The following is an 18,865-nucleotide window of genomic DNA, read 5'->3' as shown; positions in this document are numbered from 1 at the left end:
TGCCGGCATGATCGCGACGACGCTCTCCGCCATCGTCATCGCCACCCTGGCCGCCGGCCTGCTGCTGGCCCTGGTCCAGGCCCGGCGCTGGCGGGCCGGCCGCGCGGCCGACGTGGATATCGTCGCCGGGCTGAGGGCGCTGCCGCGCCGCTACCTGGTCGATGTCCACGAGGTCGTGGCGCGCAACAGCTTCAATTCCCGGTTCCACGCGCTGACGGCCGGGGGCTTCCTCGCCTCGCTGGTGCTGATCGTGGCGCTGGCCGTGCCGCCGCTGCGGCACGGCGCCGTCTGGGGCCTGCTGAGCCTGGCGCTGGCGGCCATGCTGGCGGGCGGCCTGATGGTCGGCTGGCGCCGCCGGGTCGAGCGGCCGGCGGAACTGTCCGGCGGACGCTTCAGCCGGCTGCCCTTCGCACTGCTGGCCTATGCCGCGGCCTTCCTGGCGGTGGCGCTGGACCAGGCGGCCGGGGGCGTCCTGCCGGGATGGCTGTCCCTGGCGCTGGTCCTGGTCGGCGCCTGGGGCTGCGCCGAACTGGTGCTCGGCGTGTGGAAGGGTCCGTTGAAGCACGCGATCCACGGCGCCCTCCATCTGGTCGCCCATCCCCGCCCCCTGCGTTTCCGGGACGGCGCCGGCCGCGACAGCGCGATCCGGCCTCTCGACCTGGAGGCGCCGCGCCTGGGCGCGGAGCGTCCAGTGGATTTCGACTGGAACCGGCTGCTGGGTTTCGACGCCTGCGTCCAGTGCGGCCGGTGCGAGACGGCCTGCCCGGCCTATGCCGCCGGCCTGCCGCTGAACCCCAAGAAGCTGATCCAGGACCTGGTGACGGCGCTGGACGAGGATGCGACGGACCGCTCCTATGCCGGCCACGGCCATCCCGGACGCCCCGTCGGCAATGCCCATGGCGGTCCCGCCGAACCCGTCATCGGCCCGACGGTGCATCCCGATACCCTCTGGGCCTGCACCACCTGCCGCGCCTGCGTTCAGGAGTGCCCGATGATGATCGAGCATGTCGATGCCGTGGTCGACCTGCGGCGCTTCCAGACCCTGGAACTGGGCGCCACCCCGGGCAAGGCCGCCGGCATGCTGGAGGAACTCCGGGCGACCGACAATCCCGGAGGACGGCCGCTGTCCCGGCGGCTGGACTGGGCGGTGGACCTGGACCTGCCGGTTCTGGCCGACAAGGGAGAGTGCGACGTGCTGCTGTGGCTGGGCGACGGCGCGTTCGAGCTGCGGACCCAGCGTTCCCTGAGGGCGCTGGTGAGGCTGCTGCGCCGCGCCGGCGTCGATTTCGCGGTGCTGGGGGCGGAGGAGCTGGACTGCGGCGACGTCGCCCGGCGGCTCGGCGACGAGGCGACATTCCAGGATCTGGCACGGCGCAACGTCACCACGTTGCGCCGTCATCGCTTCGACCGCATCGTCACGGCCGACCCCCATGCCCTCCATACGCTCCGCAACGAGTACAGGCCGTTCGGGCTCGACGTTCCGGTGGTCCACCACACCGCCTTCCTGCTGGACCTGCTGCGTGAAGGACGGCTGACGGTCGAAACCCGCCTCCCGGACTCCGTCACCTACCATGATCCCTGCTATCTCGGCCGCTACAACGGCGAGATCGAGGCGCCCCGGGATCTTCTCGACGCGATCGGCGTAGTCCGCGTCGAGATGGAGCGCTCCGGCCTGCGGTCGAGCTGTTGCGGCGGCGGGGGCGGCGCGCCGCTGACCGACGTGGCGGGCGAGCGGCGCATTCCCGATGTCCGCATGGACCATGCCCGCGCGACCGGCGCCGCGACGGTGGCGGTGGCCTGCCCCAACTGCGCGCTGATGCTCGAAGGCGTCGTCGGGCCGAGGCCGCAGGTCGCCGAGATCGCCGAACTGGTCCTGGCCGCCACGGAGCCGCGGCCATGACCCGCAAGCGGCGCGATCCCCGGGCCGAGCTGCTGGCCCTGACGGTGTCGGAACAGCCGCGCCGGCGCATCGCCCGGGGAGCCGCCCCGGCACCGGGCGGCAGGCGCCGCCGCGATCCCCGGGCCGAGCGCGCGGCTGCCGCCGTCCTGGTCGGAGCGCGGCGCCGCATCGACTGGAGCGGCGCCGCCCTGGCCCTTCCGGGGCAGCAGGGCCGGCCGGAGACCGCCGCCGAGGCGGGGCCTTCCGTCCGGATCATCGACGACCCGGCGTTCCTGGTGCTGGTCGTCCTGGACCAGCCCGACGGACGGATGACCGACCATGACCGCCAGGTGATCGCCGCCGGACGCATCCTCGCCGATGCCGGTGGAGGTGCCGTGGCGGCGCTCTCCGCCGGCATCGACGGGGAGTCCGACCTGGGTGCCGCCGGTATCGATCGGGCTATGAAGGTTGACTTCGAACCATTCGCCGGTTATTGCCCGGAGCGGCGCGCCGCCCTGGTGCTCGCCGCGGTGGACAGTCTGAAGCCGCGACACGTGCTGTTTGCCGAGAGTGCTTCCGGCGGTGCCGATCTGGCGCGCCGCGTCGCGGCAGCCACAGGCGAACGGCTCTTTCCGGGTGTCCAGGCACTGACCGCGACCCAGGCGGGCCGGCGCGCCCGCGGCGGTTCGTCGGAACTGGGCCGCGCCCCGTCGCGGCTGATGAGCATCGCTCCCGACGCCGTTCCGCCGCTCGACGATGTCCGCCACGAGGCGCGTCCGATCCCGGCTCCGGATCCGGCCTTCCCGACGTCGCCGGGCATCCGCTCCGCGCGCCTGCTGGAGACCGACCCCGACCGGCTTTCGCTGGCCGAGGCGGACTTCATCCTCAGCGCCGGCAACGGCCTGACGGACTGGGAGGCGTTCGCCGAACTGGCGGAGGCTCTGGGAGCCACGCGCGGCGGCAGCCGCGTGGTCTGCGATGCCGGGCATCTGCCCCGGGACCGCCAGATCGGCGCGTCCGGCACCCTGGTGACGGCGCGCTGCTATTTCGCGCTGGGGATCGCGGGGGCGCCCCAGCACCTGCAAGGCATCACGGAGGTAAAGCACGTCATCGCCGTCAACACCGACCTTCACGCCGAGATGATCAAGCGTGCCGACCTCGCCATCGTGGCCGACGCGCAGGCGGTCATGCCGGCCCTGATCCGCCATGCGCGCGAGCGCCGCCGCGAGCGGGGCGCACATGGTTGATGTTCGGATGATCGAGGTCGCCGTCCTGCTCTCCGCCGGCCGCCACCCGGCATCGGGCCGCCCCAGGCGGGCGCCGCTCGACGCCCAGGCGCTGGAACTGGCGCTGCGGCTGGTCGAAACCGGCCATGCCGCCCGCATCCATGCGCTCCATGCGGGAGACCCGGCGAACCCGGCGCTCCGAGATTACCTGGGCATGGGCCTGGACCGGCTGGAGGTCCTGGACCTGCCGTCCGGCACCGACCCGGTTCCTGCACTGGTCTCCCGGCTGCGGGAGCTGGCGCCGGCGCTCGTCCTGGCCGGGGCGGTCGCCGAAGGTGGCGAAGACAGCGGCATGGTGCCTTATCTGGTGGCACGGTCGCTGGAACGTACGCTCGTTCCGGACGTTGTCGCGCTGGAGCTTTCCGGCGGCGGCGCCGAGTTGACCCAGGCGCTGCCGCGCGGACGGCGCCGGCTGGTCGGTGCCGGACTGCCTCTGGTCGCGACTTTGCATGGATCGGCGCCGGCGGCGCGCCAGGGCGCATTCGCCCGCGCCCGGCGCGGCGCCGTCGACGTCCTGCCGGCCGAGGCCGCCGCCGACGACTTCCTCGCGGATTGCGCCGTTCGGCCGTGGCGGGCCAGGCCCAGGCTGATGGCGTCCCGGCGGGGCGGCTCGGCGCTCGACCGGCTGAAGGCGGCGACCGAGGCCAGGACCGGACAGGGCAGGCTGATGGTCCGTCCGTCGCCTGAAGACGCGGCGTCGGCGATCTACGACTGCCTGATCGAACAGGGAATGATTCGTTGAATGAAATAAGCATGCGGGTACAGTTGCAGGTAACCGATGTAAAAACAGGGAAGAGGACCATGAGATGAAAGCAGCGTTCGAGGGCATAACGAGCAAAGACTCCGTTCAATCGGCTCCGCTGCGCTCATTTCCGGCGGCCCCCGGTGCGGCATCGGCGCCTGTGGCCGTAGCTCGACCGGTCGGCACGAAATCCAAGGAAGCCGCGGGCGATGTCCGGCTCGACGTCTCCAACGTCTACAAGATCTTCGCCGACGACCCGAAGCCGGCGCTCGACATGCTGAACGCGGGCGCCACCAAGGACGAGGTGTTCAAGAAGCTGGGCGTCACCGTCGGCGTCAAGGATGCGAGCTTCCAGGTCCGCAGCGGCGAGATCTTCGTGATCATGGGCCTGTCCGGGTCGGGCAAGTCGACTATGATCCGCCTGCTCAACCGCCTGATCGAGCCGAGCGCCGGCAAGATCGTGTTCGACGGGCGCGACCTCGTGCAGATGTCGAAGAAGGAGCTGATCGGCGTCCGCCGCAAGGACATGAGCATGGTGTTCCAGTCCTTCGCGCTGATGCCGCACCTGACCGCGCTGGACAACGCCGCCTTCGGGCTGGAGATCGCCGGCGTGCCCAAGCAGAAGCGCCACGAGGCCGCCCTGGAGGCGCTGGAGCAGGTCGGGCTGGGCCAGTACGCCGGCCGCTATCCGCGCGAGATGTCGGGCGGCATGCAGCAGCGCGTCGGCCTTGCCAGGGCGCTCGCCAACAACCCGACCATCATGCTGATGGACGAGGCCTTCTCCGCGCTCGACCCGCTGATCCGGACCGAGATGCAGGACGAGCTGCTGCGCCTCCAGCGCGAGCACAAGCGGACCATCATCTTCATCTCCCACGATCTCGACGAGGCCATGCGGATCGGCGACCGGATCGCGATCATGGAGGGCGGCAGCATCGTCCAGGTCGGAACGCCTTACGAAATCCTGCGCAACCCGGCCGACGACTATGTACGCTCCTTCTTCCGGAACGTGGACGTGTCGCGCGTGCTGCGCGCGGGCGATGTGGCGCATTTCCAGGAGGCGACGGCCGTCGTCCGCACGCCGGGCGTGCTCCAGCCGGCGCTGGAGAAGCTGGCCGGGGGCAACCAGGAATACGGCTACGTCCACGACCAGGACCAGCGCTACCAGGGCACCGTGTCGCGCAGTTCGCTGGAGCGCGCGCTGGCGGCGGAGGACCAGCCCCGCTTCGTCCACGCCTTCCTGCCCGACGTCGACCCGATTTCTGCCGAGACGCCGCTGCACGAGGTGATGCGCACCGTCGCCTCGACCGAATGCCCGGTCCCCGTGGTGGACGGCGAGAACAAGCTGGTCGGCTCGATCTCGCCCTCGTCCCTGCTGAAGACCCTGGATCGGGAGGGCTGACCCGATGGACTTCCAGATCCCCCTCGACATCTGGGTCGAAGACCTCGTCAACTACATCCTCGACAATTTCCAACCGTTCCTGGACGGCATCGCCGCCGTGGTGGACGGCTTCGGCGCCACGATCGACGGGGCGCTGCTGGCCCTGCCGGTCTGGCTGATGATCGTCCTGCTGACCGCCTTCTCCGGCTGGCGGGTCAGCCTGCGCTTCGGGCTGTTCACGCTGGTGGCGCTGCTGCTGATCGTCTCCATGGGCCTTTGGACGGAGACGATCTCGACCCTCGGCCTTGTGCTGGCGGCCACCATGCTCAGCCTGATCCTGGGCGTGCCGCTGGGCGTCTGGATGGCGCGGAGCAAGCTGGTCGAGGGCATCTCCAAGACGACGCTCGACTTCATGCAGACCATGCCGGCCTTCGTCTACCTGATCCCGGCGGTCATGTTCTTCGGCCTGGGCCGGGTCCCGGGCATCATCGCCACCGTGATCTTCGCGATGCCCCCGGCGGTCCGCCTGACCGCGCTGGGCATCCAGCAGGTCCCGGTCGAGATCGTGGAGGCCGCCCGTGCCTTCGGCTGCACCGACCGCCAGCTGCTGTTCCGGGTCCAGCTTCCCAACGCCCGGCCGTCGATCATGGCCGGCATCAACCAGACCATGATGCTGGCGCTGTCGATGGTCGTCATCGCCTCGATGATCGGCGCCGGCGGCCTCGGCAACGTGGTGCTCCAGGGCATCCAGCGGCTCGACATCGGGCTGGGCTTCAAGAGCGGCCTGGCGGTGGTTCTGCTCGCGATCATCCTGGACCGCATCACCCAGAGCTTCGGGGCCAGGGCGGCGGCGCCGTCCAAGGGCCGGTTCGCGGTGCCGGCCTTCATGCAGCGGCTCATGCCCTCGGCTCCCCGTTCGAACCCGACGCATTAGGCGCCGGGCAATAATCAAAACGATGATACAGGAGGCTAACAGAAGATGGGAATTTTTTCCAGAACTTTGAGCATCGCCGCGACCTCGGCCGTCGCCGCCGTGATGGTGGCCGCACTGGCCGGCCCCGCGCTGGCCGCCGAGAAGAAGATCAACATCGGCTGGACGGCCTGGTCCGACGCCGAGGCGGTGACCAAGCTGGCGAAGAAGGTCCTTGAGGACCGGATGGGCTACACGGTCCAGCTGACCATGGCCGATATCGGGATCCAGTACCAGGGCATCGCGTCGGGCAACCTCGACGCCATGCTGATGTCGTGGCAGCCGCTGACCCACAAGCCCTACCTGGACAAGGTCCGGCAGGACGTGGTCGATCTCGGTCCCATGTATACCCGCGCCAAGCTGGGCTGGGTGGTGCCGGCCTATATACCGGAATCCGAACTGAAGACCATCGAGGACCTGAAGAAACCGGAGGTGAAGCAGAAGCTCGGAAGCAAGATCCAGGGCATCGACCCCGGCGCCGGGCTGATGCAGGCGTCCGAAAAGGCGCTGAAGGACTACGGCCTGACGGATTATCAGCTCATTTCGGCCAGCGACGCCGCGATGCTCGCCGGCGTCGAGCGGGCGGAGCGCCGCAAGGACTGGATCGTCGCCACGAGCTGGAGCCCGCACTGGATGTTCGCCAAGCACGAGCTGCGCTACCTGGACGATCCCAAGGGAGCGCTCGGCGGGCTGGAGAGCGTCAACAAGCTGGTCCGCAAGGGCTTCTACCAGGAGCAGCCGGAAGCCTATGAGTTCCTGGGCCGCATGGTGCTGCCGCTGGCCGACGTCGAGGCGATCATGTTCGAGGCCCAGGGCAGCAGCTACGAGCAGGCGGTGGACAATTACATCCAGAAGAATCCCGAGCGGATCGAATACTGGGTCACCGGCCAGTTGAAGGCCGGCTGAGGGGGTCTTCGGTCGTAACTTTTGATTTCGCCCGCAGGGCGAACGCCGACGGCGGACCCCGACGTTTGCGCAGAGTGTCGGCGTTGGCCCTGCGGGCCAAGGCCGACCTACGCGAACCCGATCACCCGGGCCAGCTCGGAGGCCACGGCGCGGCCTTCCAGGGGACGGTCTTCCAGGGTCGCCACCGGCCTGACGCCCAGGCTGTTGGTCACGGCGATCTCCGTGGCACGCATCAGCTCCTCGACGGTCACGGGGCGCTCGATCACGGGAAGGCGCTCGATCGCAAGACCGCGTGCGATGCCCGGCAGCGCACCCTCGGCGGCGGGCGGGGTCACCAGCACGCCGTCGATCACGGCGAAGACGTTGCCGACCGTGGCCTCGGCCAGGCGGCCCCGGGTGTTCAGCATCAGCGCGTCGTCGGCGCCGCGGTCCGCCGCCTCGCGCCGGGCGAGGATGCCGTCGAGATAGTTCAGGCTCTTGAGCCGGGAGAGCGGGGACAGCTCGTTCCGGCAGGTCGAGCGGGCGATCACGGCACGAGCCGGCGCCGGGGGAGGCGGGGCCGGTGCCACCGTCGCCAGCAGCGTCGGCCGGGGCATGTCTGGCGGAAGCAGGCCGCGGGGCGCCGGTCCCCGCGTCAGGGTCAGCCGCACCGAAGCCTCCGCCAGTCCCGTCTCATCCAGCAGGGAAGCGATCCCGGCGGCGATCGCCGGGGCATCCATCGGCAGGGGAATGCCCAGCACAGCCGCTCCGCCGGCCAGCCGCGCCAAGTGGCGGTCCAGGTGGCGGGGGTGCCCGGCCGCGACGCGGATCGTCTCGAACAGCCCGTCGCCGAGCATGAAGCCCCGGTCGGCCGGGTCGATCCGCGCCGCCTCCGCCGGGACCACGGCGCCGTTCAGCCAGACCCTCATTCCGCCCTCCATTCCGGATCGACCGCCCGCAGCAGCGGCGCGATCTTGACCAGCATCTCCTCGTACTCCCGCGCCGGGTCGCTGTCGGAGACGATGCCGCCGCCGGCATGGGCGGCGATGCGGTCCGGCGTCACCATCAGGGTGCGGATCAGGATGCTGCTGTCCATGGCGCCGTCGAACCCGATCCAGGCCAGCGCACCGCAATAGGGACCGCGCCGGCAGGCCTCCAGCTCGTCGATGATCTCCATGGCGCGGATCTTCGGCGCGCCGGTGACCGATCCGCCGGGAAAGGTGGCGCGCAGCAGCCCGACCGGGCCGATGCCGGGGCGAAGCTGCGCCTCCACCACGGAGACCAGGTGATGGACGCTGGCGAAGCTCTCCAGCGCGCACAGGCTGGGCACCGTGACGCTGCCGGTCCGGGCGACCCGGCCCAGGTCGTTGCGCATCAGGTCCACGATCATCAGGTTCTCGGCCCGGTCCTTGGCGCTGGCGGCGAGGGTGCGGGCATTGCGCGCGTCCTCTTCCGCCGTGGCGCCGCGCGGCAGGGTGCCCTTGATCGGCCTTGTCTCGACACGGCCATCGGCCGACAGCTTCAGGAACCGTTCCGGCGACGCGCTGGCCAGGGTCAGCCGGGGGCCGCAGGCGGCATGGGCCGCGAAGGGCGCGGGGCTGAGGGACCGCAGCCGTCGGTACAGATCGAAGGCGGACAGATCCGCCGGCCGGCCGGCGGTGAAGCGGCCGGTGAAGTTCGCCTGGAAGATGTCGCCGGCCCGGATATAGTCCAGCACCCGGCCGACCCGCCGCTCGTACTCGGCCCGCGTCAGCTCCGCCCGCCACGGCCCGGCGGCGGAGGGCGGTTCCGCGGGAGCCTGCGGTGCGGCTTCCAATCGTGCGCCCACCGACTCCAGCTTTCCGGTACCGCCGAGGGACGTGATCCAGCAGCGCCGCTCCCGGTGGTCGAAGGCGACCACGACGTCATAGAGGCCGACCGCCATGTCCGGGAGGCCGAGGTCGTCGCCGTGCCGGCCGGGCAGGCGTTCCAGGTGCCGCCCCAGGCCATAGCCCAGGAATCCCGCCGCTCCGCCGCACCAGGGTGCCGGCCCCGCGCCGGGAGCCACCGGGTTCCGCGCCAGCTCGGCCTCCAGCACGGCGAAGGGATCGCCCGGGACCGGCCGCCCGTCCGCCTCGACGCCGCCCGGGCCGGCCAGGATCGTGCGGAAGGGCTCGACCGCCAGGTAGCTCCACCGGCTGCGGGCATCCCCGTCCGCGGCACTGTCGAACAGCACCGCGAAGGGGTCCGACGCCCAGGGGGCGAAGGCCGGGACGGGGTCGCGCCAGGGGATCTCTCGGATGATCATGGTCTCGGACGATGTCGCGCTTTGAGAGAAAAATGACGCATTTGCGGAGGCCCGGCCAGTCCGTCCGTCGCACCATCGGCGTCGGGCGGGACGAGCGCCCGATTGCCGCGGGAGAGCCCTTGAATGTCGACGATGGTTGCATCCTCTTTGGAAAGCCTGCTCCGGCGCCGCAAGCCGGGCTATAGCCTGGAAGCGCCGTTCTATACCAGCGGCGAGATCTTCGAAGCGGACCTCGACATCATCTTCCGGCGGCACTGGATCTATGTCGGCGTCGAGCCCGACGTGCCGGAGCCGGGCGACTGCATGGTGGTGGATATCGGAACCGCCTCGGTCATCATCGCCCGCGACGACGACATGGGCCTGCGGGCCTTCCACAATGTCTGCCGCCACCGGGGCGCCCGGCTGGTGCTGGACGAGAAGACGACGGTCGGCAACATCGTCTGCCGCTACCACCAGTGGACCTACGGCCTGGACGGCTCGCTGCTGTTCGCCGAGCACATGGGACCGGGCTTCGACACGGGGTGCCACGGCCTGAAGAAGGTCCACCTGCGCAACGTCGCCGGCCTGATCTTCATCTGCCTGGCCGCCGAGCCGCCGGCCGACATCGAGGACATGGCGCGCGACCTGGAGCCCTATATCGCGCCCCACGACATCGCCAACGCCAAGGTCGTCCAGCAGATCGACCTGGTCGAGGAGGGCAACTGGAAGCTCACGATGGAGAACAACCGTGAGTGCTACCACTGCTCGGTCAACCATCCCGAGCTGACCATCCCGCTGTTCGCCTACGGCTTCGGCTTTGCGCCGGACGAGGTGGACGAGGTCGGCCGCGAGCAGATCGCCCGCTACGACGGGCTGGTCCGCGACCTGGAGACCCGATGCGAGGCCCGGGGCATCGGCGCGCGGGAGGTCGACCATCTGGACGACCGGGTGACCGGCTATCGCGCCCAGCGCCTGCCGATCGATCAGCACGGCGAGTCCCAGACCATGAACACCCAGGTCGCCTGCCGGAAGCTGCTCGGCAATCTCACCGATTCCAAACTTGGCGGGCTGTCGGTCTGGACCCAGCCGAACTCCTGGCACCATTTCATGAGCGACCACATCGTGACCTTCTCGGTGCTGCCGCTGAGCCCGGAGCGCACGCTGCTGCGCACCAAGTGGCTGGTCCACAAGGACGCGGTCGAAGGCGTGGACTACGACCTGCGCAACCTGATCTCGGTCTGGGCCGCGACCAACAACCAGGACGGCGAGCTGGTCGGCTACGCCCAGTCGGGTGCCCGCAGCCCGGCCTACGAGCCCGGCCCCTATTCGGTCCATACCGAGATGCTGGTCGAGAAATTCACCAACTGGTATGTCGGCCGCATGTCGGCCCACAACGCCGCCCGCGCTGCGGGCGACGGCGCACGCTGAGATGAGAGCAGGAAAGCGGTGATGCTGATGACCGACGCACCTGTCCTGGAGATTTCCGCGGAAGACGCCCTGGCGTCCCAGGTCACCCGGGAGCTGCCGGGATGGGACCCGGAGATCGACGACGTCCTGGTCTGCCGGCAGGTCCGGGACGAGACCCATGACGTCAGGACCTTCGTCTTCTCGGCGCGCGAGCCGCGCCTGTTCCGCTACAAGCCGGGCCAGTTCATCACCCTGGACCTGCCGATCGGCGGGCAGGTGATCAACCGCTGTTACACGATCTCGTCCGCGCCGACACGGGGCCACCTGATCTCGATCACGGTCAAGCGGGTGCCGGGCGGCCCCGTCTCCAACTGGCTTCACGACACCTTGAAGCCGGGGATGGAGCTGCGCGCGGTCGGTCCGCTGGGGGACTTCACGACGATCGACCATCCGGCGCCGAAATACCTGTTCCTGTCCGGCGGCAGCGGCATCACGCCGCTGATGTCGATGGCACGGACCTATCACGACCTGGCCCAGGACCGGGACATCGTCTTCGTCCACAGCGCCCGCAGCCCCGCCGACATCATCTTCCGGACCGAGCTGGACCTGATGGCGCGCAACCTGCCCCGGTTCTCGACCGCCTACGTGTGCGAGACGACCGACACCGAGCGCGCCTGGAGCGGCTTCCGGGGCCGGCTGACCCTGCCGATGCTGCGGCTGATCGCGCCGGACCTGCCGGAGCGGACGGTCTTCACCTGCGGCCCGGCGCCCTACATGGCGGCGGTCCGGGCGATGCTGGCCGAGGCCGGCTTCGACATGCGGCGCTACCACGAGGAGAGCTTCGATTTCGCGGCCCTGGCCGAGGCCCAGCCCGACGCGGCGGCGGCTTCGACGGTGGTGCCGGTGCCGCCCCCCGAGGCGGTCGCGCGCACTTTCCGGGTGGAATTCGCGAAGTCCGGCCGGGTGATCGAATGCGACGCCGGGACGTCCATCCTGACCGCCGCCCGGGTGGCGGGCATGCGCCTGCCGTCGTCCTGCACCAAGGGCCTGTGCGGCACCTGCAAGAGCAAGCTGGTCGCCGGCACCGTGGACATGAAGCATGGCGGCGGCATCCGCCAGCGCGAGATCGACGCCGGGCAGGTGCTGCTGTGCTGCTCCAAGCCGACCAGCGACGTGGTGGTGGACCGGTAGGCGGGGTGCCGGTCGGCGGAGCGGGGGCCGACCCCCGGGGGTAAGGCCGGAAATGTCATCATTTGTCGTCATGCGCCGCGGCTCCATCGGCGAGTTCGAGGCGCGGGCTGGGTCCGGCTTCTTCCGGTGCCTGCGGGTCGCGCGGCACCGGCATGGGCGGCCGGCCCCCGGCCGCGTTGACATGAGGCACGGTGCCGGAATCCGCCGGCTCGATCGTCGACACCCCTGGGGTAAGGCCGCGAATGTCATGATCCGTCATCACTGGCCGTAACCTCCTGCGAGCATCCGGGTCCGGTTCCTCCATCGGCCGCCGTCCGTCGCCGAACCCGGCCGGAAGTTTCCGGGCGGCGGGCGTGTGCCTGGACGGCGGTATCGGGCATGGCGGGGCTCTTCGGGAAGAATGGATCATAGGCTTTTACACCTATCATCGTAAGATTTCCATCCCGTTCATCGAAGCCGGGGTGGGTTTCAGCCGCTCCCGACATCGGCGTGCCGGCTCGATCCGGTCGAGCGGGCAAGGATCCGATCGACCCGTCAATTCGCTCCGACCCCTTTCCCAGGCTTTTGGATGACCTCGGGATCGTCGTGGAAACTTTGAAGGCGTCCGTATTTTCTCAACCTGTAGCTTCGCTTTCTTGCCGCCCCTGAGATACAACTCACGGATATCCCGATCCGGAGGGTGGACAATCCGGGTTCGTGGCCTCGGCAGCCCGCGTCCGCACAGGATGCCGGGGCGTTCGTCTGTCCGGCGCATCGAGGTCTGACTCTGAATGAAGTCGCGTATTTCGCGTAAATGGTTCCTTTTTCTCGTCACCGGTCTGTTCCTTCTCGGCGGCGGCGCCTATGCTGCCTATCTCGAGGTGCGCGGCATTCCGGGCTGGCTGAGCTACGACGCCGAGGTCGAGCCGACGCGGCGGGACCAGGCGCTCCGGTCGGCGTTTCTCGATCCCGCGGCCGGAGTGGAGGAACGGTACGAGGCTTTGTTCACCTACTTCATGGAAGGGTACATGGCATACCGCTCGCCCAGGGGCGAACGGGTCCAGTACCCCGGCGCGCCGAGCGGGGCGGGCTATGAAATCAACGGCCTGGAAGGGTTCGCCAGGACGGCGGTCCTGGCGGCGGCCTGGGTCCATTCCGGGCGCGATCCGGTGGTCCGCCTCGGCGGCGAGATCGGCGCCGTGGATCTGGTCGAGGTCCTGCGGGCCGGAGTGCTGGCCGGGACGGACAGGGACGGCGACGCCTATTGGGGCGACCTGCGGGACTACAACCAGCGCACCGTCGAGGCCGCCGACGTCGCCCGCATCCTGTGGATGACCCGGGACCGGATCTGGGACCGCCTGACCCCTGCCGAGCGGGACCGGATCGCCGCCTGGCTGGCTCCGGCCCTGACCGTGAAGGTCCGCGACAACAACTGGCACTTCTTTCCCCTGATGGTCGGTATCGTGCTGAAGGACCTCGGCGTGGCGGGCGCCGAGGTTCCGCTGCACCATTACAGGACCTTCATGGGTCATTACCGCGGGCACGGCTGGTTCTTCGACAACCCCGAGGGCATCGACTTCTACAATGCCTGGGGCATCAGCTACGAACTGGCCTGGATCCGGATGGTCGATCCCGATTTCGACGGCGACTTCAACGCGGATGCCCTCCAGGCGTCCACCTCGAACATCCTCCACCTGATCAGTCCCAAGGGCGTTCCGATCATGGGGCGCAGCGTCTGCTACCGCACGGCAGTTCCGGCCGCCGTCGTGGCGGAAGCCGCCGCAGCGCCCGAGAACGTCGCGCCGGGGCAGGCGCGGCGCGCCCTGGACGCGGTTTGGCGGCATTTCGTGGAGCGCGGTGCCCTCCGGGGCGGGCAGCTGACCCAGGGCTATTACGGCCAGGACCTCCGTTTCGTCGAAGCCTATACGGGCACCGGAAGCTGCCACTGGGGACTGAGGTCGCTCGTCATGGCCTTCCTCCAGCCGCCGGGCTCGCCCTTCTGGACCGATCCCGAGCAGCCCCTGCCGGTCGAGGTCGCCGACTACGACCTGGACCTGGAGAAGATCGGCTGGAAGGTTTCCGGACGGCAGGCGACCGGCGACATCACGATCGAGATTCCCGCCAACCCGGACATCGAGCATCCGGTCGGCGACCACACGCTGCTGCGCCGGACGATGGAGACCCTGACGAGGCGCCTGTACCGGCCCTACAACCACGCGGTCAAGTACGAAGGCAGGTTCTACTCGACCGCCGAGCCCTTTCCGACGCGGCAGTGAGGGAGGCAAGGGCGGCTGGAGCGTGGCACCTTGGATATGCGCCAATGCGGATCGGCGGCATATCCTCATATGATCAGGCTGTTGCCGACTTTGATCTCGAGAATGGTCAACGTTGGCGAAACAGCCCGCGATCGTTGGAGCGGAACCCGATCGGGTTGAACCGCTCCGGTCCTCGCAGCCAACGGGTTCACTCGCCGCACCGTGTTGCGCCATGGGCGCAACCTACGGTTCGATGCAGGGCGGAGGTGATGCGAGCCGAAGGTCGTAGGTTGCGCCCATGGCGCAACGCATCGGATCAGATATCTCGGAAGGTTCGACCTGATCGGGTGCAATTCTAGCGTTCTTCATCGTCAGGTTGGCCCGCATCCAACCTGCCTTGTTCGAAGCCGGCATGAAACGAAGAAAGCTGGCCACAGATGACGGCGATATCCTCAGATGATCAGGTCCGTATCTTTGTCCATCGCCGTCATCTGTGGCAGGAACCTGTGCGAATCCCATAGTGCGACGATTGGCACGTAAGTATTCGGCGGTTTCCGACGGAAAGCGATCCGTCAGCGCCTTTCCGCCTCCTCCAGGATCCACGTCCTGAAGACCTCGCGGCTTTCGCCGGCCGGTCGCGGGACGGAGCCGCCGGGCTCGGCCTCGACGATGAAATAGCCTCGGTCGGCGCGTTCGTATGGTTCCCCGGCGGCGACGAGCTGACCGCCCCTCACCAGCGCATCGACCAGCGGCGACCAGCCCAGCGCCACGCCCTGGCCCATCAGCGCCGCCTGGAGGACCAGGGGATAGTTGTTGAAGGTCAGGTCGAGGCCGGCCGGCCGGCGGCCGGTCACTCCGTGGATCTCGAACCAGTCGCGCCAGGACAGCCAGGGCGCCGCGTCCGAGCTCTCCAGGTGGAGGAGCGGCAGGGACTCCAGCAGTTCCGGGCGGGCGGAAAGGCCTGATCCGTCGAGGAAGCCCGGGCTGCAGATCGGGACGACGACTTCCGGGAACAGGGGGCGCGCGGTGCAGCCGGGCCAGGCGCCGGTGCCGAAACTCACGGCCACGTCGATCGCCTCCCGCCGGATGTCGATCGCGTCCTGCGAGGTGACGATGCGGACGTCCAGGTCGGGCATCCGCTCGCGCAGTTCCGCCAGGCGCGGCATCAGCCACCACGCCGCGAAGCCGAAGTCGGTCGCCACGTTCAGGACCCGGCGCCCGCGCCCGGCCCGGATCGCGGCCAGGACCGCGCCGATCTCGTCCAGTCCCCGGCGCACCACCTCGAACAGGCGTCCGCCCTCGGCGGTCAGGGCGACGCCCCGGTGGAGCCGGCGGAACAAGGGCACGCCCAGGTCCGCTTCGAGCCAGGCGACCTGATGGCTGACCGCGGACTGGGTCACGCCCAGCTCGCGCGCCGCGGCGCTGAAGTTCAGATGGCGGCCGGCGGCCTCGAAGAAGGCCAGCGGCTGGAGCGGCGGGCGGCGGATCGACATGAGCGCTCCTCATACCATCATGATCAACGAGCGGCTTCACGCCGACCGCATTCGACTGGAATTGTAGTGAACGCGACGGCGCGGATCATCAGGCCGAATGGAATCGCCGGACGGCATCGCCGGATGGAACGTTTCGCGCGGCCGGGGCCTTACCCCGGGAAGCAGGCACAGCAGAGAAAGGTGTATCGAATGTCAGGGCGCACTGCGGGCCGGCCGAACATACTGATCCTCATGGCCGATCAGCTGACACCGGGGGTGCTGGCGGCTTATGGCGGCGGGCCGGCGAAGACGCCGCACATCGACGAGCTCGCGGCCGGCGGGGTCACCTTCGAATCCGCCTATTGCAACAGCCCCCTGTGCGCGCCGTCCCGCTACGTCTTCATGTCCGGCCGGCTGCCGTCGGCCATCGGCGCCTACGACAATTCGGCGGAGTTCCCGTCCGACGTCCCGACCTTCGCCCACTATCTGCGCCATGCCGGATACCAGACCATCCTGTCCGGCAAGATGCATTTCTGCGGGCCGGATCAGCTCCACGGGTTCGAGCAGCGGCTGACCACCGACATCTACCCCGCCGATTTCGGCTGGACCCCGGACTGGAGCGATTTCGAGCATCGGCCGTCCTGGTATCACAACATGGGCTCGGTGATCGACGCCGGGCTGTGCGTGCGGACCAACCAGCTCGATTTCGACGAGGAGGTGGTGTTCGAGGCGCGGCGCAAGCTGTTCGACATCGCCCGCGGGCGCGACGGCCGGCCGTTCTGCATGGTCGTGTCGATGACCCATCCCCACGATCCCTACGCGATCACCGCCGAATATTGGAACAGGTACCGCGACGACGAGATCGCGTTGCCGCGGGTCACCCTGCCGCCCGACCGGCTTGATCCCCACTCCCGCCGGCTGAGGCATGTCTCCGACATGGACAACGCCGAGATCACGGAGCAGCACGTCCGCAACGCGCGGCGGGCCTATTACGGGTCCGTCTCCTTCATCGACGACCAGATCGGGCTGGTGATGCGGTCCCTGCGCGACAGCGGCCAGGCGGAGAACACCATCGTCGTGCTGCTGTCGGACCATGGCGAGATGCTGGGCGAGCGCGGGCTCTGGTACAAGATGAGCTTCTTCGAGCCGTCCTGCCGCATCCCGCTGATCGTCCACGCGCCCGGGCGCTTCCAGCCCAGGCGCGTGGCATCGTCGGTTTCCTCCGTCGACCTGCTCCCCACCCTGGCGGAGATCGCCCATGACGGCGGCGCCCCGCCCTTTGCCACGCCGATCGAGGGCCGCAGCCTGCTGCCCCACCTCCAGGGGACCGGCGGCCACGACGAGGCGATCGGCGAGTATCTCGCGGAGGGCGCCGTGGCGCCGGTCGTCATGATCCGGCGCGGGACCGGGAAGTTCGTCCACTGCCCGGCCGATCCCGACCAGCTCTACGACCTGGCCGACGATCCGGACGAGCTGGTCAACCTGGCGGAGCGGCCCGAGGCGGCCGACACCGTCGCGGCCTACCGGGCGGAGGTCGCCCGGCGCTGGGACCTGCCGGCGCTGCACGCCCGGGTGCTGGAAAGCCAGCGGCGGCGGCACCTGGTCTATGACGCGCTCTGCCACGGGGAGCGCCGGTCGTGGGACCACCATCCGCCGAACGACGCCTCGCGGAAATACATGCGCAACCATATCGACCTTGACGAGTTGGAGGCGATGGCCCGCTTTCCGGCGGTTCAAAGACCCTGAGCCGCCGATCTTGGGAACAGATGCGAAAGGACCGACGATGAAGGCAATGAGCGTGGCGGCAGGCATGGCGCTTGCCGGGTTCCTGGCGGCTTTGCCGATGGCCCAGGCCGGGGCGGCGGACCCGGCCTCCTGCAAGCTGGTCCGCATGTCCGACCCCGGCTGGACCGACATCACCGCGACCAACGCGGTCGCCGGCATCCTGCTGAAGGCGCTGGGCTACGAGCAGAGGGTGGAGACGGTGGCGGTGCCGATCACCTTCCAGGGACTGAGGACCGGCCAGATCGACGTCTTCCTCGGCAACTGGATGCCGGCCCAGAGCCATCTGGCCGGCCCGCTGCTGGAGAACAAGGAGGCCGACCTGCTGCGCGCGAACCTGGAGAACGCCAAGTTCACGCTGGCGGTGCCCGACTATGTCGCGGAGGCCGGCGTCCGCAGCTTCGCCGACCTGGACAAGTTCGCCGACAAGTTCGAAAGCAAGATCTACGGCATCGATCCCGGCGCCCCCGCCAACCAGAACATCGACCGGATGATCGGGGCCGACGCCTTCGGGCTGGGCGACTGGTCGCTGGTGCCGTCGAGCGAGCAGGGCATGCTGGCCCAGGTCAACCGCAAGGCCCGGCGGGACGACTGGATCGTGTTCCTCGCCTGGGAGCCGCATCCGATGAACGAGAAGTTCGACATCACCTATCTCAGCGGCGGCGACGAGTATTTCGGTGCCAACTACGGCGGTACCACGATCAACACCCTGGCGCGCCGCGGCTATGCCCAGGACTGCCCGAACGCCGGCAGGTTGTTCAGCCAGCTGGTCTTCACCACCGACATGGAAAACGCGATCATGCAGGGGATCGAGGACAAGCGGCAGGACCCCGCCGTGGCCGCCGCGGAAGTCCTGAAGGCCGACCCCGGGCCGATCGCCGCCTGGCTCGACGGCGTCACCACCCTGGGCGGCGACCCGGCGCTTCCGGCGGTCAGGCAGGCGCTGAAGCTGGACTGACCGACGGCAGGGCCGGTTCGGGAAGCAGCCGGCCCACCGTCCGGATCACCTCCTCCGCCAGGAACGGCTTCCGGAGCGTCGCCCAGGCGCCGAACTGCTCGGCATGACGCAGGAAATCGCAGCTGCCGAGCCGTCCGCCGCCCGAGATCGCCATGATCGGCAGGTCGGGGAGGGTGCGCCGGAGCTCCCGGATCGTCTCGATCCCCTCCTTGGTCGGCATCAGGATGTCGCAGATCACCAGGTCGGGCCGGCAGCGGGCGACCTCGCCGAGCCCTTCCTCGCCGTCGGCGGCCTCGGCGACGCGGTAGCCGGCCCGGGTCAGGATGCGGGACAGTGTCAGCCGGACCAGCTTCTCGTCGTCGATCACGACGATCGTCTTCGCCTGGGCGGGGTCGGGAAGGAAATCCATTCGAAT

The 18,865-nt window shown here is 69.3% G+C and carries 16 protein-coding genes; 11 read left to right on the top strand and 5 right to left on the bottom strand.

From position 1 onward, the window contains the following. Positions 1–7: 7 nt before the first annotated feature. The 6 genes from IGS68_RS24770 to IGS68_RS24745 all read left to right on the top strand — a co-directional run bounded on the left by IGS68_RS24770 (position 8) and on the right by IGS68_RS24745 (position 7,161). Positions 8–1,900: a DUF3483 domain-containing protein gene (locus IGS68_RS24770; RefSeq protein WP_201075095.1), complete on the top strand. Its 1,893-nt coding sequence runs from the start codon at positions 8–10 to the stop codon at positions 1,898–1,900. Continuing rightward, positions 1,897–3,126 carry an electron transfer flavoprotein subunit alpha/FixB family protein gene (locus tag IGS68_RS24765; RefSeq protein ID WP_201075094.1) on the top strand — a complete coding sequence of 410 codons (1,230 nt, stop codon included), beginning with the start codon at positions 1,897–1,899 and terminating at the stop codon, positions 3,124–3,126. The genes IGS68_RS24770 and IGS68_RS24765 overlap by 4 nt, the downstream gene beginning before the upstream one ends. Continuing rightward, entirely contained in the window at positions 3,119–3,907 is a 789-nt protein-coding gene (locus IGS68_RS24760; protein ID WP_201075093.1) for an electron transfer flavoprotein subunit beta, read from the top strand. The genes IGS68_RS24765 and IGS68_RS24760 overlap by 8 nt, the downstream gene beginning before the upstream one ends. Positions 3,908–4,067: 160 nt before the next feature. Further along, the gene (gene proV / locus IGS68_RS24755) at positions 4,068–5,306 is read left to right on the top strand and encodes a glycine betaine/L-proline ABC transporter ATP-binding protein ProV (RefSeq protein ID WP_247881066.1); all 1,239 of its coding nucleotides are present in this window, start codon (positions 4,068–4,070) and stop codon (positions 5,304–5,306) included. A 4-nt stretch (positions 5,307–5,310) separates the two neighbouring features. Continuing rightward, a complete protein-coding gene (locus IGS68_RS24750; RefSeq protein ID WP_201075091.1) occupies positions 5,311–6,219 on the top strand; it encodes an ABC transporter permease in 909 nt (302 codons plus the stop codon). A gap of 45 nt (positions 6,220–6,264) precedes the next feature. Then, entirely contained in the window at positions 6,265–7,161 is an 897-nt protein-coding gene (locus IGS68_RS24745) for a glycine betaine ABC transporter substrate-binding protein (protein ID WP_201075090.1), read from the top strand. 107 nt (positions 7,162–7,268) lie between these two features. Here the strand turns inward: IGS68_RS24745 and IGS68_RS24740 are convergent, their stop codons facing one another. Together IGS68_RS24740 and pabB are read right to left on the bottom strand one after the other, a co-directional pair. Further along, positions 7,269–8,069, bottom strand: coding sequence for an aminotransferase class IV (locus tag IGS68_RS24740; RefSeq protein WP_201075088.1), 801 nt, complete (start codon positions 8,067–8,069; stop codon positions 7,269–7,271). After that, positions 8,066–9,427, bottom strand: a complete 1,362-nt coding sequence (pabB, locus tag IGS68_RS24735; RefSeq protein ID WP_201075079.1) for an aminodeoxychorismate synthase component I — start codon at positions 9,425–9,427, stop codon at positions 8,066–8,068. Before pabB ends, IGS68_RS24740 begins: the two co-directional genes overlap by 4 nt. A gap of 123 nt (positions 9,428–9,550) precedes the next feature. Here pabB and IGS68_RS24730 point away from each other — a divergent pair, with 123 nt between their 5' ends. Beyond that, on the top strand, positions 9,551–10,834 hold the full coding sequence (locus tag IGS68_RS24730) for an aromatic ring-hydroxylating oxygenase subunit alpha (RefSeq protein ID WP_201075077.1): 1,284 nt from the start codon (positions 9,551–9,553) through the stop codon (positions 10,832–10,834). 27 nt (positions 10,835–10,861) lie between these two features. Then, positions 10,862–12,004 carry an FAD-binding oxidoreductase gene (locus IGS68_RS24725; protein ID WP_201075075.1) on the top strand — a complete coding sequence of 381 codons (1,143 nt, stop codon included), beginning with the start codon at positions 10,862–10,864 and terminating at the stop codon, positions 12,002–12,004. A 58-nt stretch (positions 12,005–12,062) separates the two neighbouring features. On the opposite strand, the gene IGS68_RS24720 is transcribed toward IGS68_RS24725, so the two are convergent. Continuing rightward, entirely contained in the window at positions 12,063–12,263 is a 201-nt protein-coding gene (locus IGS68_RS24720; RefSeq protein ID WP_201075073.1) for a hypothetical protein, read from the bottom strand. Positions 12,264–12,774: 511 nt separating this feature from the next. Here IGS68_RS24720 and IGS68_RS24715 point away from each other — a divergent pair. After that, on the top strand, positions 12,775–14,259 hold the full coding sequence (locus IGS68_RS24715) for a DUF2264 domain-containing protein (protein WP_201075071.1): 1,485 nt from the start codon (positions 12,775–12,777) through the stop codon (positions 14,257–14,259). 551 nt (positions 14,260–14,810) lie between these two features. On the opposite strand, the gene IGS68_RS24710 is transcribed toward IGS68_RS24715, so the two are convergent. After that, on the bottom strand, positions 14,811–15,731 hold the full coding sequence (locus IGS68_RS24710; protein ID WP_201075069.1) for a choline sulfate utilization transcriptional regulator: 921 nt from the start codon (positions 15,729–15,731) through the stop codon (positions 14,811–14,813). Between the two features lie 189 nt (positions 15,732–15,920). On the opposite strand from IGS68_RS24710, the gene betC reads away from it, so the two are divergent. Both betC and choX read left to right on the top strand, forming a co-directional pair. Then, entirely contained in the window at positions 15,921–17,456 is a 1,536-nt protein-coding gene (gene betC, locus IGS68_RS24705) for a choline-sulfatase (protein ID WP_201075067.1), read from the top strand. 37 nt (positions 17,457–17,493) lie between these two features. Next, on the top strand, positions 17,494–18,450 hold the full coding sequence (gene choX / locus IGS68_RS24700) for a choline ABC transporter substrate-binding protein (RefSeq protein WP_201075065.1): 957 nt from the start codon (positions 17,494–17,496) through the stop codon (positions 18,448–18,450). Here the strand turns inward: choX and IGS68_RS24695 are convergent. Then, positions 18,425–18,859, bottom strand: coding sequence for a response regulator (locus IGS68_RS24695; protein WP_247881065.1), 435 nt, complete (start codon positions 18,857–18,859; stop codon positions 18,425–18,427). The genes choX and IGS68_RS24695 overlap by 26 nt on opposite strands. Between the last annotated feature and the right edge of the window lie 6 nt (positions 18,860–18,865).

Origin of the sequence: Skermanella sp. TT6 (assembly GCF_016653635.2) — a bacterium.
Taxonomy (GTDB): domain Bacteria; phylum Pseudomonadota; class Alphaproteobacteria; order Azospirillales; family Azospirillaceae; genus Skermanella; species Skermanella cutis.
The sequence above is the reverse complement of the archived record's forward strand: the minus strand, read 5'-3'. Positions and strand labels throughout refer to the sequence as shown.